Raw genomic sequence first — 16,495 nt, forward strand, 5'->3', positions numbered from 1 at the left:
CCGCTGCAACCCGGTCACCCGGGTTTGCGGCGGCGTACATTAGCAGGATTTGCCGGATTAGCGGCTACTGACCTGCTGCTCCAGGAGAATCCGGTTCGACAGCGACACCAGTTCCCCGTCATCGGTCAGCACGGTCGTCTTGACTGTGCCGATCTCCTCGATTTGCCCTTCGACCTCGCCCACACGCACCTGTTGCCCAACTTGATACAGCTCACGCACATAGATTCCCGCAAGAATCTGGCCGGCAATTTCCCGGCTTCCCAACCCCATGGCCAGCGCAACTGCCAGACCAACGGTAATCAAAACAATCACAATAACGTGGTTGAGCAGGTCAGTCTTGACCTCCAACTGGCTGATCGCGACGGAAATACTGATGATGATCACCAGCCCCTGTGCGATTCGCCCCAGGCCTGCCGCGTAGTCCAACCCCACGCCTTCGGCGGCCCCACGCACCAGCCCGTTGGCCAGTTGCGCGAGTAAAACCCCCACCAGCAACACCAGCGCGCCACCGAAAACTTTCGGCAAATACAGTGCCAGCATGTCGAGCGTAGCTGAAACTCGCTCAAGTCCAAGGGACTGCGCTGCAGAAACCAGAAAAATAAGTAGAACAAACCAATAGACGATCTTGCCGATCAGAGTCGAAATCGGTACTTGCAACCCTGCGCGGCCGAGCAATTTGGTCAGGCCAGTGCCTGCCATCAGGCGATCGAGCCCCAGTTTGGCGAGCAATTTGGACAGCAGGGTATCGAGCAGCTTGGCCACGACAAAACCCAGCAATACCAGGACCAAGGCACCAAACAGGTTGGGAATGAAATTCGCCACCTTGGTCCACAATGCGGTCATCGCGGTGACCAGGCTCTGGGTCCAGAGATCAAGTTCCATATTCAATCAGCCTTATCAGCAGTGCTAGCAAGAGGTTTACGACGGGAAACCGGTGATACATGGGCCGAACCGTTGTTCAGGGCCATCATCAACGCCGGCAACCAACGCCCGAGCAAACCGAACAGGTCACCCGCCCCTACCTGACGGTTGGCGGTTTTCAGTACGCGGCCCAGGCAGGCATCGTCATCACGGTTGGATGGCGAAGCATTGAGCATGTCACGCAAAGACTGTTCGAACGGATCGTGCATAGAGACCTCTCGCAAGTGATTTAAAAGACGAGGGTAAAATTCATCGGGTCACATCGGCCCTTTCTTACGTTCAGGTCATATTCAGGTCAAACCCAGCGCAATCGTCGAAACAGCCACCATTGCCCCAGTGCCACAGACACCATCAACAGGCACGCAATCATGAATCCGTAAGGGCTGGCAGAGAACGGAATGCCGCCCACATTTATACCGAGCAAACCGGTAAGAAAACTCATCGGCAAGAAGATCCCGGTGATGATCCCGAAGCGGTACATGGTGCGGTTCATGCGCAGGCTCAAGCGCCGGTCTTCAGCCTCCAGCACAAGCCCCACGCGCTCTCTGGCCAATTCCAGCTCTTCCAGGTAACGGGTCAGGCTGTTGTGCAGTTCGTTCCAATAGTCGGCATCGTCGTCGCAGAACCACGCCAATTTGATTCGTGTCAGCTGGGCAAAAATATCCCGCTGGGGGGCCAGGAAGCGCTTGAGTCCGGCGGCTCTTCGACGGATCTGCAGAACGCTGCCATGCTCCGGGGTATACCGTTCGTCGGCATCGAGTTTTTCTTCCTCGGAATCGACGATTTCGGACAAACCAGCAACCAGATCCTGCACTTTGTTGGTCAGGTACTGAGCCATATAAAGGATGAGTTCAGACGCCGTCCTGGGGCCTTTGCCGTCTGCCAGTTGCACCAGCAACTCATCGGTAGCGCGCAAGGGGCGCAAACGCAGAGAAATCACTCGGTTGGCGGCGGCGAAGATGCGCACCGACACCATGTCTTCCGGCTCCGCGCCTGGGTTGAGATTGATCCCGCGCAGAAACAGCAGCAATTCGGCGTCCGGCAGCGGCAACAGGCGTGGACGGGTGTTTTCCTCCAGCAGCAAGTCACAGGCAAACTCGCTCAGGCCGCTGGATTTACGCAGCCAGGTCTGGGTTTGAGGATGGCTGCGATCCCAGTGCAGCCACAGGCTTTCTTGGGACTGCAACTGCAAATCGTCGAGCTCAGTCCGGGCAATCGAACGCGCACCGCCTTTACCGTCCAGCACCAGGGCATGCACCAGCCCCCATTGCGCGTTTTCTTCTTCGAACATCCTCACCCCGATCGGTTGCGGCAGTTTATTCAGGCATTTTCAGCGGGCTGGGTGACACGATCACCCCGTTGTTATCGGCATAAATGTACTCACCGGGGCGGAACGTCACGCCTGCGAATGTCACCGGCACGTTCAGGTCGCCAAGGCCGCGCTTGTCGGTTTTTTTCGGATGAGAGGCCAGGGCCTGCACACCCAGGTCGGTCTGGGCGATGACGTCTACGTCACGGATGCACCCGTAGATCACCAGCCCTTCCCAACCATTTTTCGCGGCTTTCTCGGCAATCATGTCACCCAGCAACGCGCAGCGCAGCGAACCACCACCGTCGACCACCAGCACTTTACCAGCGCCCGGCAGGTCAGCCTGCGCCTTGACCAGGGAGTTATCCTCGAAGCATTTGAGGGTAACTATCTCTCCACCAAAGGAGTCTCGGCCACCGAAGTTGCTGAACATCGGCTCCACTACCTGCACCAGCTCCGGGTAGGCGTCACACAGGTCGGGGGTCACGTAATGGTTCATCGAGAAACTCCTGTCATCAAAGAAGAGGTCGAACATCCACGGTGTACATCAAGAAAACGCCCCGCGACAGGCATTCTTTAAGCGCCTGCGGGTGGGCGGCGGCCATGATCAAACCACGATCAGCGCAACGCAATACACGTTACGCGACTGAATATGACCAGAAGCGCGTGGCGCGTCATATCTTAGCCGCAACCATTCAAGAGTGAAACGCCCTTGGTAGAGCGTTTCGTCAAACCGCTGCGGACACCTCGGGCTGCGTACCCAACAAGGGTGTCAGCGGGTCGTTCAACCAACGCTCGACCAAAGGCCACACTTGGGCCTGGGCCGCTTTACTGACCAGCATCTGCACATGGCCGAAATCCTCGCTGAAACCTTGCTGACGTCCCAGGCACAGGTACTGGCGATGCTCGCTGCCCACTTGCTCGAAGAGCTTGCGGCATGCCCAGTCCGGGTCTTGCCGGTCGCCCGCTGCGCTCACCGCCAACAGCGGCACATCGACCTGCGCCAAGCCTTTCCACCAGTCATGCTCGGCATCGCCAAACCGGCCGAACAGGCCGTTCCAACGCATCGCTTCGATCATCACGCCGGCCGGCTCGTCCTCGGGCCCACGCTTGAAGCGTGGGCCGGACAGATGGGCAAGGCGCTTGAGGATAAAGCGACCACTCCACTCCACCGGTGGAATTTTCAACGGCCAGTGAGTGCGACTGACCTGGCAGCCGAACAACGCCACCGAGGCCACCGCCGATGCATCCAAGTGCCGCCCACCCAAGGCCGCAGCCAGGGTAGTGGCACCGAGGGAATGCCCGATCCAGTGCGGAATCTGCCCGCTTTGCTCACACACAAACGCTCCCACGGCCGGCAAATCGTAGCGCGCGTAATCGGCGACACGGTTTCTGGCGTAGTCGTGATTGCGCTTGGACAAACCATGGCCGCGCATTTCCGGGATCCACACATCAAATCCGCGACGCGCCAGGTAAGCCCCCAGGCCGATACCTTTGGGCGAATACCAGAAACGCCGGTTGGAAAAACTGCCATGCAACAAAATAATCGGCGTGCCCCGGTTTTCCGGGACATCGGCCAGGCCCAAACGGGTAACCGCCAGCTCGACGGTGCCGTCCGGGCTGTTACCGGGCTTGAGCCGGTAGACGTCTTCACTCAGGTCGCCGCGACGTTCAGCACTGATCAGGGCGACAGGAAACAGATGGCTGCTGCTTTGCATAATGCTCTTGCACAAAAAAGGGCGGCGTCCGCAAGGATTCCCGCCCTGTACAGATAAGAATGCCGGTCACCCGCAACGAGTGACCGGCACTTTTGACCTTACGCCCTTAGGCGGACGCTTGGCCTTCAGCCAGGAAGAACCAGGTTTCCAGCACGGAATCGGGGTTCAGCGAGACGCTCTCGATCCCCTGCTCCATCAGCCATTTAGCCAGGTCAGGGTGGTCCGAAGGGCCTTGGCCGCAGATACCGATGTACTTGCCAGCTTTGTTACAAGCCTGGATGGCGTTGGCCAGCAGCTTCTTGACTGCAGGGTTACGCTCGTCGAACAGGTGGGCGATGATCCCCGAATCGCGGTCCAGGCCCAAGGTCAACTGGGTCAGGTCGTTCGAGCCGATGGAGAAACCGTCGAAGAACTCCAGGAACTCTTCAGCCAGGATGGCGTTGGACGGCAATTCGCACATCATGATCACGCGCAGGCCGTTCTCGCCGCGGGTCAAACCGTTTTCTGCCAGCAGGTCCACGACCTGGCTCGCTTCGCCCAGGGTGCGCACGAACGGCACCATGATCTCGACGTTGGTCAGGCCCATCTCGTTGCGCACACGCTTGAGCGCACGGCATTCGAGCTCGAAGCAGTCACGGAAGGCTTCGCTGATGTAACGCGAGGCGCCGCGGAAACCCAGCATCGGGTTTTCTTCTTCCGGCTCGTAGAGCTTGCCGCCGATCAGGTTCGCGTATTCATTGGACTTGAAGTCCGACAGGCGCACGATGACCTTTTTCGGGTAGAACGCCGCAGCCAGGGTGCTGATGCCTTCGACCAGTTTCTCGACGTAGAACCCTACCGGGTCGTTGTAGCCAGCGATGCGCTTGTCGACGCTTTCCTTGATGTCCAACGGCAGGCCGTCGTAGTTCAACAGAGCCTTGGGGTGCACGCCGATCATGCGATTGATGATGAACTCCAGGCGGGCCAGGCCCACGCCGGCGTTCGGCAACTGCGCGAAATCAAAGGCGCGGTCCGGGTTGCCGACGTTCATCATGATCTTGAACGGCAGGTCGGGCATGGCGTCGATGGAGTTTTGCTTGATATCGAAGCCCAGCTCACCTTCGAAGATAAAGCCGGTATCGCCTTCGGCGCAGGAAACGGTCACGCCCTGGCCATCCTTGAGCAGTTGGGTGGCGTTGCCGCAACCCACGACTGCCGGAATCCCCAGCTCACGGGCAATGATCGCCGCGTGGCAGGTACGCCCGCCACGGTTGGTGACAATGGCACTGGCGCGCTTCATCACCGGTTCCCAATCCGGGTCGGTCATGTCGGAAACCAGTACGTCACCCGGCTGGACCTTGTCCATCTCGGACACGTCCTTGATGATCCGCACCTTGCCTGCGCCAATGCGCTGGCCAATGGCACGGCCTTCTACCAGCACGGTGCCGGTTTCCTTGAGCAGGTAGCGCTCCATGACGTTGGCCGAAGTGCGGCTCTTCACGGTTTCCGGGCGAGCCTGCACGATGTACAGCTTGCCGTCGTCACCGTCCTTGGCCCACTCGATGTCCATCGGGCACTTGTAGTGCTTTTCGATGATCATCGCTTGCTTGGCCAACTCACTGACTTCAGCGTCGGTCAGGCAGAAACGCGCGCGCTCGGCCTTGTCGACTTCAACGGTTTTGACCGAGCGACCGGCCTTGGCCTCGTCGCCGTAGATCATCTTGATGGCCTTGCTGCCCAGGTTACGGCGCAGGATGGCCGGGCGGCCCGCTTCGAGGGTGCCCTTGTGTACGTAGAATTCGTCCGGATTGACCGCGCCTTGTACGACTGTTTCGCCCAGGCCGTAGGCGCCGGTGATAAACACCACGTCACGGAAACCGGATTCGGTATCCAGGGTGAACATCACACCGGCAGTGCCGGTTTCCGAACGCACCATGCGCTGCACGCCGGCAGACAGGGCCACCAGCTTGTGGTCGAAACCCTGGTGTACGCGGTAGGAAATCGCACGGTCGTTGAAGAGGGAGGCAAACACTTCCTTTGCCGCGCGGATCACGTTTTCGACGCCGCGAATGTTGAGGAAGGTTTCCTGCTGGCCGGCAAAGGAGGCGTCCGGCAAGTCTTCGGCGGTGGCAGAGGAACGCACGGCAACAGCCATGTCCGGGTTACCGGCCGACAGAGTGGCGAAGGCGGTGCGAATTTCTTCGTTGAGCTTCTCGGGGAACTCGGCTTCCATGATCCACTGGCGGATCTGGGCGCCGGTCTTGGCCAGGGCGTTGACGTCATCGACGTCCAGGGCGTCCAGCGCGGCGTGGATCTGGGCGTTGAGGCCGCTCAGCTCGAGGAAGTCGCGGTAAGCCTGGGCCGTGGTGGCGAAACCACCGGGCACCGAGACACCAGCGCCTGCAAGATTACTGATCATCTCGCCGAGGGATGCGTTCTTGCCCCCCACATGCTCTACATCATGGACGCCGAGCTTATCGAGGGAAACTACGTACTCTACCAAGGTGATCTCTCCACTTTCTGTGTTGGAAAAGCTCAGGACGCGGGTTGCTCAGTAGGAGCTCACGCCAGCGCTTGTGGCCTGGACCTGGAAAATAAGTGAGAATGCGGCCCACTGCGGGACGGCAAAATCGCGCCTATCATATCCAAGATTCGCCATCAGCTTAAGGCCCAGGGCTCAAATGAAACGATCTGCTTTCTTTATTTCCGACGGCACCGGCATCACAGCCGAAACATTGGGCCAGAGCCTGCTCGCGCAGTTCGAAAACATTACCTTCGCCAAATTCACCCGGCCTTATATAGACAGCGTGGATAAAGCGCGGGCCATGGTACAACAAATCAATCTGGCGGCTGAAAAAGACGGTTTTCGCCCGATCATTTTCGACACCATCGTCAATCAAGACATTCGTGAGATTCTCGCAACGTCGAATGGTTTCATGATCGACATTTTCTCCACCTTCCTGGCGCCGCTGGAACAGGAGTTGAGTGAACATTCGTCCTATTCCGTCGGAAAGTCCCATTCCATCGGGCATAACTCCAACTATATGGAGCGTATCGAGGCGGTGAACTTCGCCCTCGACAACGACGACGGTGCCCGCACCCACTACTACGACAAGGCCGACCTGATCCTGGTGGGCGTGTCGCGTTGCGGCAAGACCCCGACCTGCCTGTACATGGCCATGCAGTTCGGTATTCGTGCAGCCAACTACCCGCTGACCGAAGACGACATGGAACACCTGACCCTGCCCGCCGCCTTGCGCGCGCATTCACACAAGCTGTTCGGCCTGACCATCGACCCGGACCGGCTGACCGCCATCCGCAACGAACGCAAGCCCAACAGCCGCTACTCCAGCTATGCCCAGTGCGAATTTGAAGTGCGTGAAGTAGAAAATCTGTTCCGCCGGGAGAATATTGCGCACATCAATTCCACGCATTTTTCGGTGGAAGAGATTTCGGCGAAGATTCTGGTGGAGAAGGGTGTGGAGCGGCGCTTCAAGTGATCTCTGTCGCCTGAACTGACGCTATCGCAGGCAAGCCAGCTCCCACAGTTGGAATGCATTCCCCTGTGGGAGCTGGCTTGCCTGCGATGAAAGGTAACGCGGATTTACAGATGAAACCGCCCGCCCCCCTGCCCCAACGCCGTCGCCAGCGCATCAAACCCCTCGCGCAATAACTGATCATCGCCCGACGTGTTGCAGATACTCGCCCGAATAAACTGCGGCACCGCCGTCTGCCCCACGGCAAACGCCTCGGCGGTGGCGATCAGGTAATTGTTCTGCTTGAGCTCCGCCTCGATTTCCGAGGCGCGCCAGGGCTCCGGTACTTCGATCCAGAAGTGCGGGCTGTTGAGGTGGGTGCGATAGGCCAGGCCGGTCAATAAATCTTCGACCAGCGTCTTGCGACGGCTGATCTCGTTGATCTGCTGACGCAACAAATATTCCGCCGTGCCGTTTTCAATCCACTGGGTCGCCAGTTCCAGGGTCACAGGTGTGGCCATCCAGCAGGTCGAACGTAGCGCCGCCGAGATGCGGCTGACCAGCGCCGGCGGCGCATGCACGTAGCCCACCCGCAAACCGGCAGATACCGCCTTGCTCAGGCTGCTGATCAAGATCGTACGCTCAGGCGCGAAATAGCTGAGGGGCGGCGGACGGTCCTCCACCAGCACACCGTGGGCTTCGTCCTCCAGAATCAGCAGGTTATGTTCGCGACACACCCTGGCCAAGGCTTCGCGGCGCGCCACCGACAACACAGCGGTGGTCGGATTCTGGATAGTCGGCGTGCAGTACAACGCCGAAATACGGTGATTGCGACAGACCTCATCCAGCGCCGTGGGCAGTACGCCTTCCTCATCCATCTCCAGGCCGATCAGCCGCACCCCCAGCATACGCGCAGCGGTAATCAGCCCGGGATAAGTCAACTGCTCGGTGACCACCGTATCGCCAGCACGCAGCAACGCCATCATGGCGCACAGCAAGCCGTGCTGGCCGCCGTTGACGCAGATGACCTGCTCGGGAATCGGATGAAACTCGCGCTGCACCAGCCATTGCGCACCCGCTTCACGGTAACGCGGCAGGCCGGCGTCCGGGGTGTAGGCGCTGATGTCCTGGAGGAACTTGGCGTTGGTCGACAGGGTTTGGAAGCTCTGGGCGAGAAACACCGTCTCTTGCCCGGGAATGTGCATGTTGCGGCTCATGTCGAAGTACTGGCGCGGCTCCTCGCTGAAATTACGAAAGCCCTCATCACGCTGGCGCTCCATCCCACGCTTACGCACGAAGGTGCCGTCACCTACCCGTGCAACCACCAGGCCCAGGCGTTCCAGTTCACCGTAAGCCCGGCTGATGGTGCCGATGGTCACGCCTAAATTGTCGGAAAGCACCCGATGGGGCGGCAGTTTTCGTCCCGGTTCAATCAAGCCTTCGAGGATGCCCCGTTCCATCACATCAGACAGGCGCTTGTACTTCACGCCCTGCCCGTTGGACAGGCCCTCACGCATAATTGACACCATGTCAATATTTGTTTTGACAGCCATCTTTCGCCCTAATAGTGTGCTTTTACGGGTTCAATCGCCGATAAACATAACTCATTACAAGTTCAATATAGAGTTCAATTTCGGCTCAGGGAAGCAATATACGATGCCAATGTCCGCCGTTCTCGAAAACACTGCAAAAACAAAAACGCAAAAACAGTGGCTCGCCGGGCTGGTGACCAGCGTGATGTTCCTTATCGTGTGCCTGAGTTGGGGCACTACGTGGCTGGGCATCAAGATTGCCGTCGAGAGCGTGCCGCCGCTGACATCCGCCGGCCTGCGCTTTCTGATCGCGTTTCCGCTGTTCCTGTGTTTTGCCATGGTGCGCCGTGAGCCGATCCTGTTTCCCCGGGAAAGCCGCTGGTTCTTCGTATTCGTGACCTTGTCCTACTTCAGCGTTCCCTACTATTTGCTCAATTACGGCGAAATGCATGTGTCGTCGGGCCTCACGGCCCTGCTGTTCAGCTGCATGCCAGTGTTCATCCTGATCTTCTCCGCGCTGTTCCTGCGCGAGCGCATCTATTTCTCCCAGGTGGTCGGCATCGGCATTGGTTTCGGCAGCCTTTACATGATCATCAAGAGCCAGGGCCTGCACCTGGACCACGCCGAGTTCTTCGGGGTACTGGCCATTCTGAGCGCCGCGATCATGCACGCCTTGTGCTATGTCATTACCAAACAAAAAGGCAGCGCCATCAGCGTCATCACCTACAACACCCTGCCCATCGGCATTGCCGGGCTGATGCTGTTCCTGGCCGGACTGTGGTTTGAAACACCGACGTTCGACGACATCACCCTGCGCTCCTGGAGCGCGCTGTTCTACCTGGGGCTAGTGGCCTCGGTGGGTGGGTTCATTGTGTATTTCATGCTGCTCAAGCGCCTGAGCCCGATCATCCTGTCGTTCGTCTTCATCATCTTCCCGGTGTTCGCGGTCATCATCGGAGCCTGGTACGAAGGCGTGGAAATTTCCCGCGACCTGATGCTGTACTCGGCGATCCTGCTGGCCGGCTTTGCGATCACCAAGTTGCCGATTGAAAAACTCATGGCCAAGAAAAAGTGACCCTCAACCAACGCGAGAGAAACATGGACGTCCTCCGCCCCACCGCCCTGGAACAGATCTACGCCCACGCCAGCCGCAGCTACCCCGAGGAGTGCTGTGGTTTCGTCTTCGCCGACGGCAGCGTGTACCTGGGCAGCAATATCCAGAATGAGCTGCACCGCAAGAACCCCGAGATGTACCCACGCAGCGCGGCCAATGGCTACACCTTTTCGGTGGCCGACACCTTGCTGATGAACAAGGCGTTTCGCAGTGACAACCCGGTGGTGGTGATCTACCACTCACACCCGGATGTCGGCGCCTATTTCAGTGACGAAGACCAGGACAAGGCACTGTTCCTGGGCGAGCCGATCTTCCCCGTCAGCTATTTGGTGGTGGATGTCCGCCAGGGCCAGGCCCTGGGCTCCAAGCTGTTTGCCTGGGATGGCAAGCATTTCTCCCTTCAACCTTTCAACGACCTGCACACGGAGTTGTCCATGAACGCTGTCTCTTTCCCCGACATTCTGGTTCGCGTGGCCAAGCTGCCGGAATCGACCCTTGAGGGCGCCGGATCGACATTGCGCGAAGTCATTGAAAATCTCTGCACCCATCACCCCCAATTGCGTCAGCACCTGTTCCATGAAAAGAATAACCAGCTCAAGGAACACTTCCTGTTTACCGCCGAGGAGGCGCTGATCGAAGCCGATGAAGCCCTGCCGCCGAAATCCCGGATCGAAGTGTTGCTCGCCACCTCAGGCGGCATGGACATCGATACCCTGAGCAACGAAGAAGTGCAGCGCTACGTGCGCCACATCACCCTGCCGGGCGTCGGCCGCGAAGGCCAATTGAACCTGAAGAAAGCCAAGGTGCTGGTCATCGGTACCGGCGGGCTGGGCTCGCCCATCAGCCTGTACCTGGCGGCGGCCGGCATCGGCACCCTGGGGCTGGTGGACTTTGATGTGGTGGAAAGCAGCAACCTGCAACGCCAGATTGTGCATGGCAACAGCACACTGGGCATGCCCAAGGTCGAGTCCGCCAAGCAGCGCCTGCTGGACCTCAATCCGCATATCCAGATCAACGCGTACAACACCGCGCTCAACAGCGACAACGCCCTGGCACTGGTGGGCGCCTATGACCTGGTGATCGACGGAACCGACAATTTCGACACCCGCTACCTAGTCAACGACGCCTGTGTGCAGTTGGGCAAACCTTTGGTGTACGGCGCTATCTACCGTTTCGACGGGCAGATCAGCGTGCTCAACTATAAAGGTGGGCCTTGCTACCGCTGCCTGTTCCCCAAGGCCCCGCCCGCTGAGCTGGCGCCCAATTGCAGCGCGGGCGGTGTGATCGGCGTGTTGCCGGGCGTGGTCGGTATGATCCAGGCCACCGAGGCGATCAAATTGCTGATCGGCATTGGCGAACCCCTGTCCGGCCGTTTGATGCGCTTTGACGCACTGGCGATGAAGTTCAGCGAGATCCGCTTCAAGCGCCGCGCTGATTGCCCCTGCTGCTCGGACCTGCGCCATAGCGAAACCGTCGCGCCGGCCACCTGCGCCGATGCCGTACCGAGCCAGCCCTCCCTGGCCGCGGAACGCTACATCAAGCCCCAGGTGCTCAAGCAAGTGCTCGAACACCCCAGCAGCGCCGATGTATTGCTCGACGTGCGGGACGCCAGCGAACTGGAAGTGTGCAAATTACCGGGCGTGGTGCATATCCCTTTGGCAGAACTGGATGGGCAACTCGCCAGCCTGAGCCGCGACAACACCCACTACCTGATCTGCTACGCAGGCGCCCGCGCCGAGCAAGCCGCCAGCACCCTGTTGGCAGCCGGCTTTGCCAACACCAAAGTCCTGCAGGGTGGCATGAAACATTGGGTTCGCGACGTCGAACCTGACATGCCGTTGTACTGAAAGTGGGGACGTGCTGATGCTGCATAACTCCATTCTCGACGTCATCGGTCAAACGCCGATCGTGCGTCTGGCCCAGTTTTCCGAAGACCTCGGCATCGAGGTCTACGCCAAGCTGGAGTCCCTCAACCCCGGCGGCAGCCACAAGGCGCGCATCGCCCTGGGCATGATCCTGGATGCCGAGCGCCGCGGCGTGCTGATCCGTGATTCCGGGCAGACCATCATCGAACCCAGTGGCGGCAACACCGGCATTGGCCTGGTGATGGCCGGCAATGTGCTGGGCTATAAAGTGGTGCTGGTGATCCCTGACAACTACAGCCCGGAAAAACAGAAGCTGCTGCGTCTGTATGGCGCCAGGGTAGTGCTGTCCGACAGTCGCCTGGGCAATAACTCCCACGGTGAAAAGTGCATGGAGCTGCAGTTGGAGAACCCCAACTACGTGATGCTCAACCAGCAACGCAATGGCGCCAACCCCCAAACCCACCGCGACACCACCGCCCCGGAAATCCTTCGCGCCTTCGGTGAACAGCGCGTGGACTACTTCGTCAGCGGCATTGGCACTGGGGGACACATCACCGGTATCGGCGAAACCCTCAAGGCCGCCTGGCCAGCGCTGCGGGTGATGGGCGTAGAACCGGAAGAGTGCGACCTGCTCAAAGACCGGCACGCGGCGCACGGGATCCAGGGCCTGTCGATCGGCCTGATCCCCAGCATCCTGAACCTGGACGTGATCGACGGCATGCTCAAGGTGTCGCACGCCGATTGCCTGGACATGATCAAACGCATCATGCGCACCGATGCCATCAGCCTGGGGCTGTCTTCGGCCGCCAACATGGTTGCCATCGCCCAACTCGCCCCCGAACTGCCGCCTGAAACGGTGGTGTTGACCATGGTCTACGACAATGCCGACAGCTACCTGCCCAGTTTCGAATAACGGGGCTTCCAACCATTCAACGTACGGGGGTGTCTCCATGGGGGGCTTTATCGACATGCAACAGCTGCACGATGAGTTGCTCACCCACCTCATCACCACCCTGACGCCCAGACAGATGAAGCAGCTGGAGCCGCACCTGGCGCCGTTGATCCAAACCGCCGCCCAGGCGGTGGCCGAGGACCTGATTGCCTATGCCTATCGCGACCCCGCGTCCCGTGGGCGCGGTGAGTTGATCCTGGAATCCTACGCCTCATTCAAGGCCGTGCTGTTCTACCGCCTTGCGCACCTGGTGTGGCATTTCCAGTCCGCTGACCACGGCGATTTTACGCGCATGGCCCTCAAGCTGAGTAACCAGGGCAAGATCCTCTCCGGTGCCGAGATTCACCCGGCAGCGCGCATTGGCCGGCGCTTTGTGCTGGACCATGGCTACGGCACGGTCATCGGTGAAACCTGCGTGATCGGCAACGACTGCTACATCCTCTGCGGCGTGACCCTGGGTGCGCGCGGTATTGCCAACAACCCGGACGGCAAACGCCACCCGCGCCTGGGCAACAACGTCGAAGTCGGCGCCGGCGCCCGGGTGCTGGGCTATGTTTCGATCGGCGATAACGTGTTTATCAGCCCCTCCTGCGTGATTACCCAGGACGTGCCGGCAGGCACCAAGGTCAAGGTGGTCAACCAGATCCAACTGCAGAAAAACGATGAATCGGACCACAGCAACTACCTCGGCGCCTTCGCCCTGGATGAGCGCTTGCACGTGGTGGGCGAAGTGAGTGCCGGCCACAAGGTCACCGTGCTGGACGCCGACTTTCATCCGCTGCAAGGGCTGATGCTTGAACCCACGGTGAAAGAGCGGCACCACCTGCAGTTTCGCCTGCGTCGCCTCGACACCGGCGAACAACTGCCACGCCTGCCGCTGAACCTGAAGGTGTGCGGGCCGGAATTTGAAATCACCCTGCTCTCTCCCCCTGGCTTGAGCGCACTGGTGCGCCACCTCTTGCAAGCCACCCCATTGATCGTCGGAGGTTGAACATGTCCGTGCATACCATGGAAACCCTGGCGCTGTTTGACAGCGCGCCCTACCAGAACGCATTCAGCGCCCGGGTGATTGCCGTCAGCGAACAAGGTATCGCCCTGGAGCACACCCTGTTCTACCCCACCGGCGGCGGGCAACCGGGCGATACCGGTCACCTCACCCTGGCCGATGGCACCCGGGTGCAAGTGACCGGCACCGTGCGCGACCCGGTGTTGCGCTCGATCATCTGGCACCAGGTGGATCACTGCCCCGAACAGTTGGCCGCTGGCGTCCAGGTCGACGCCGGGCTGGATTGGGAGCGGCGCTACCAGCACATGAAGATGCACACTTGCCTGCACTTGCTGTGCTCCCTTATCGACGCGCCCGTGACCGGTTGCAGCATCAGCGCAGATAAAGGCCGCCTGGATTTCGACCTGCCAGAAATGACCCTGGACAAAGACCGCCTCACCCAAGACCTCAACGCCCTTATCGAACAAGCCCACGCGGTCAAAACTCTGTCGATGCCTGCCACCGAGTACGCGACCCTGCTGCAGATCACCCGTACCCAGGCGGTTGCGCCGCCGGTGGTCTCGGGTTCGGTACGGGTGATTGAAATCTCCGGCATCGATATCCAGCCCTGCGGCGGTACCCATGTGCTCAATACCGAGGAAATCGGCCGGGTGTTCTGCGAGAAGATCGAGAAAAAGAGCAAGCACAACCGCCGGGTGATACTGCGGTTTGAATAGATTCTGAAGCAGAAACTTCAGTCAACTGTGCGAGCTGGCTTGCCTGCGATAGCTGACATCCAGTCAATTCATGTGGGGCTGACACACCGCTATCGCAGGCAAGCCAGCTCCCACAGTGACCGTGCTGTTTTTCAGATCGTGAACAGGTCCATGAAACGGTTCACAGGTGTCGCCTCAAGCCGCGCCTGGTCCTTGCACAGGGCAACAATCTCAGCGCTGCGTTGCGCAGTGAACCGCGTGGCCAGGTTGGCCTTGAACTTGTCTTCCAGCAGTGGAATGCCGTCCGCCCGACGGCGGCGATGGCCAATCGGGTACTCCACCACCACCTGCTCGGTGCAGGTGCCATCCGTGAAAAACACCTGCACCGCGTTGGCAATCGAGCGCTTGTCGGCCTCCAGGTATTCGCGGCTGTAGCGCGGGTCTTCGATGACGACCATCTTGTCGCGCAGCTCATCGATGATCGGGTGGGCCGCGTGGAAATCATCTTCATACTGCTCGGCTACCAGATTGCCGAACGCCAAGGGCACGGCGGTCATGTATTGCAGGCAGTGGTCGCGATCGGCGGCATTCGCCAATGGGCCGACCTTGGAAATAATGCGAATCGCCGACTCATGGGTAGTGATCACGATACGGTCGATTTCATGCAAACGATGCTTGACCTGCGGATGCAGGGCGACTGCCGCTTCACAGGCGGTTTGCGCGTGAAACTCGGCCGGAAAGCTGATCTTGAACAGCACGTTTTCCATCACATAGGTGCCGTAGGCTTGGGGCAGGCTGAAAGCTCGCTTGTCCTCGGGCTTGAGTGCCAGGTCCTTGTTGGTGTGGCTGAACAGCACGTCATAGAAGCCCCACTGCGGCGCACTCAACACGCCGGGGATGCCCATTTCGCCACGCAGGGCGATGTCTGCCAGGCGCACGCCGCGACTCGACGCATCGCCCGCCGCCCAGGATTTGCGCGAGCCAGCATTCGGTGCATGACGATAGGTGCGTAGCGCCTGACCATCGACAAAAGCGTGGGACAACGCCGATAGCAACTGCTCGCGGTTGGCGCCCATCAGCTTGGCGGTGACCGCCGTGGTAGCGACTTTCACCAGCAACACATGGTCGAGGCCTACCCTGTTGAAGGAATTCTCCAAGGCAATCACGCCTTGGATTTCGTGAGCCATGATCATCGCTTCCAGCACTGCACGCACGGTCAGCGGCGCGTCGCCATTGGCCAGGCGCTTTTGCGACAGGTGATCGGCCACGGCGAGGATGCCGCCAAGATTGTCTGAAGGGTGGCCCCATTCGGCGGCAAGCCAGGTGTCGTTGTAGTCGAGCCAGCGCACGATGCAACCGATATCCCAGGCGGCCTTGACCGGGTCCAGGCGAAACGAAGTGCCCGGCACCCGTGCACCGAACGGCACCACGGTACCCTCGACCATCGGCCCCAGGTGCTTGGTGCACTCGGGGAAGCGCAGGGCCAGCAGGCCACAGCCGAGGGTGTCCATCAGGCAGTTGCGGGCGGTATCCAGGGCGTCCTGGGAGTCAATGCGGTAGTTGAGGACGTAGTCGGCGATGCCCTGCAAAACCGGGTCGTAGTCGGGGCGGTTGTTCTGGTCGACGTTGGCGCTCATGGCAGTTCTCCTAAATAGGTGGGTTTATTCCTCAAGCTCACGGTTGATCATCAGGGCGGGTCTGGTTGCCCGCCTTGGAATAAAGATTCCTTGTGGGAGCGGGCTTGCCCGCGATTGCGATTTTTCAGTTGATAAAGATGTCGACTGATACTCCGTCATCGCGGGCAAGCCCGCTTGTATGCTAGGACTTGAAGGGAGGAGAAGGGACAAAGCCCGATTCTGACTGTTGACGCAGTACAGACCGTGGGAGATTTCGCCCCTCCTCCTTTCACCCAAGCGCCGATAAAGAAT

14 protein-coding genes are annotated in these 16,495 nt (G+C 59.7%); 6 read left to right on the plus strand and 8 right to left on the minus strand.

The genetic code is table 11. The annotated features are described in order from the left end of the window. Nucleotides 1-57 precede the first annotated feature (57 nt). The 6 genes from JJD66_RS24720 to ppsA form a co-directional block, all read right to left on the minus strand. Entirely contained in the window at nt 58-882 is an 825-nt protein-coding gene (locus JJD66_RS24720; RefSeq protein ID WP_003193288.1) for a mechanosensitive ion channel family protein, read from the minus strand. A 2-nt stretch (nt 883-884) separates the two neighbouring features. Next, entirely contained in the window at nt 885-1,130 is a 246-nt protein-coding gene (locus JJD66_RS24725; RefSeq protein WP_014719486.1) for a hypothetical protein, read from the minus strand. 86 nt (nt 1,131-1,216) lie between these two features. Further along, entirely contained in the window at nt 1,217-2,212 is a 996-nt protein-coding gene (locus tag JJD66_RS24730; protein WP_200649264.1) for a zinc transporter ZntB, read from the minus strand. A gap of 25 nt (nt 2,213-2,237) precedes the next feature. Next, nucleotides 2,238-2,729, minus strand: a complete 492-nt coding sequence (rraA, locus tag JJD66_RS24735) for a ribonuclease E activity regulator RraA (RefSeq protein ID WP_014719488.1) — start codon at nt 2,727-2,729, stop codon at nt 2,238-2,240. A 229-nt stretch (nt 2,730-2,958) separates the two neighbouring features. After that, complete coding sequence (locus JJD66_RS24740; protein ID WP_105227792.1) at nt 2,959-3,948, minus strand: alpha/beta fold hydrolase; 990 nt, start codon at nt 3,946-3,948, stop codon at nt 2,959-2,961. 106 nt (nt 3,949-4,054) lie between these two features. Next, the gene (gene ppsA / locus JJD66_RS24745; RefSeq protein ID WP_003193296.1) at nt 4,055-6,430 is read right to left on the minus strand and encodes a phosphoenolpyruvate synthase; all 2,376 of its coding nucleotides are present in this window, start codon (nt 6,428-6,430) and stop codon (nt 4,055-4,057) included. Between the two features lie 178 nt (nt 6,431-6,608). On the opposite strand from ppsA, the gene ppsR reads away from it, so the two are divergent. After that, nucleotides 6,609-7,427 carry a posphoenolpyruvate synthetase regulatory kinase/phosphorylase PpsR gene (ppsR, locus tag JJD66_RS24750; protein ID WP_003193298.1) on the plus strand — a complete coding sequence of 273 codons (819 nt, stop codon included), beginning with the start codon at nt 6,609-6,611 and terminating at the stop codon, nt 7,425-7,427. A 104-nt stretch (nt 7,428-7,531) separates the two neighbouring features. On the opposite strand, the gene JJD66_RS24755 is transcribed toward ppsR, so the two are convergent. After that, a complete protein-coding gene (locus JJD66_RS24755) occupies nt 7,532-8,956 on the minus strand; it encodes an aminotransferase-like domain-containing protein (RefSeq protein WP_054897194.1) in 1,425 nt (474 codons plus the stop codon). 109 nt (nt 8,957-9,065) lie between these two features. Between JJD66_RS24755 and JJD66_RS24760 the strand changes: the two genes are divergently transcribed. Genes JJD66_RS24760 through JJD66_RS24780 form a run of 5 tightly spaced genes read left to right on the plus strand, consistent with a single transcriptional unit; the run spans nt 9,066 to nt 14,588 of the window. Next, nucleotides 9,066-10,010, plus strand: coding sequence for a DMT family transporter (locus JJD66_RS24760; RefSeq protein ID WP_034128416.1), 945 nt, complete (start codon nt 9,066-9,068; stop codon nt 10,008-10,010). Between the two features lie 23 nt (nt 10,011-10,033). Further along, entirely contained in the window at nt 10,034-11,896 is a 1,863-nt protein-coding gene (moeB, locus tag JJD66_RS24765) for a molybdopterin-synthase adenylyltransferase MoeB (RefSeq protein WP_200649265.1), read from the plus strand. 16 nt (nt 11,897-11,912) lie between these two features. Further along, nucleotides 11,913-12,827, plus strand: coding sequence for a PLP-dependent cysteine synthase family protein (locus JJD66_RS24770; protein ID WP_003193306.1), 915 nt, complete (start codon nt 11,913-11,915; stop codon nt 12,825-12,827). A gap of 37 nt (nt 12,828-12,864) precedes the next feature. After that, entirely contained in the window at nt 12,865-13,857 is a 993-nt protein-coding gene (locus JJD66_RS24775) for a serine O-acetyltransferase (RefSeq protein WP_198714508.1), read from the plus strand. 2 nt (nt 13,858-13,859) lie between these two features. Beyond that, complete coding sequence (locus JJD66_RS24780) at nt 13,860-14,588, plus strand: alanyl-tRNA editing protein (RefSeq protein WP_200649266.1); 729 nt, start codon at nt 13,860-13,862, stop codon at nt 14,586-14,588. Between the two features lie 131 nt (nt 14,589-14,719). Here JJD66_RS24780 and prpD read toward each other — a convergent pair whose 3' ends face one another. Beyond that, nucleotides 14,720-16,204: a 2-methylcitrate dehydratase gene (gene prpD / locus JJD66_RS24785; RefSeq protein ID WP_200649267.1), complete on the minus strand. Its 1,485-nt coding sequence runs from the start codon at nt 16,202-16,204 to the stop codon at nt 14,720-14,722. Nucleotides 16,205-16,495: the final 291 nt, after the last annotated feature.

The organism is Pseudomonas sp. MF6751, assembly GCF_016613265.1.
Taxonomy (GTDB): Bacteria; Pseudomonadota; Gammaproteobacteria; order Pseudomonadales; family Pseudomonadaceae; genus Aquipseudomonas; species Aquipseudomonas fluorescens_BV.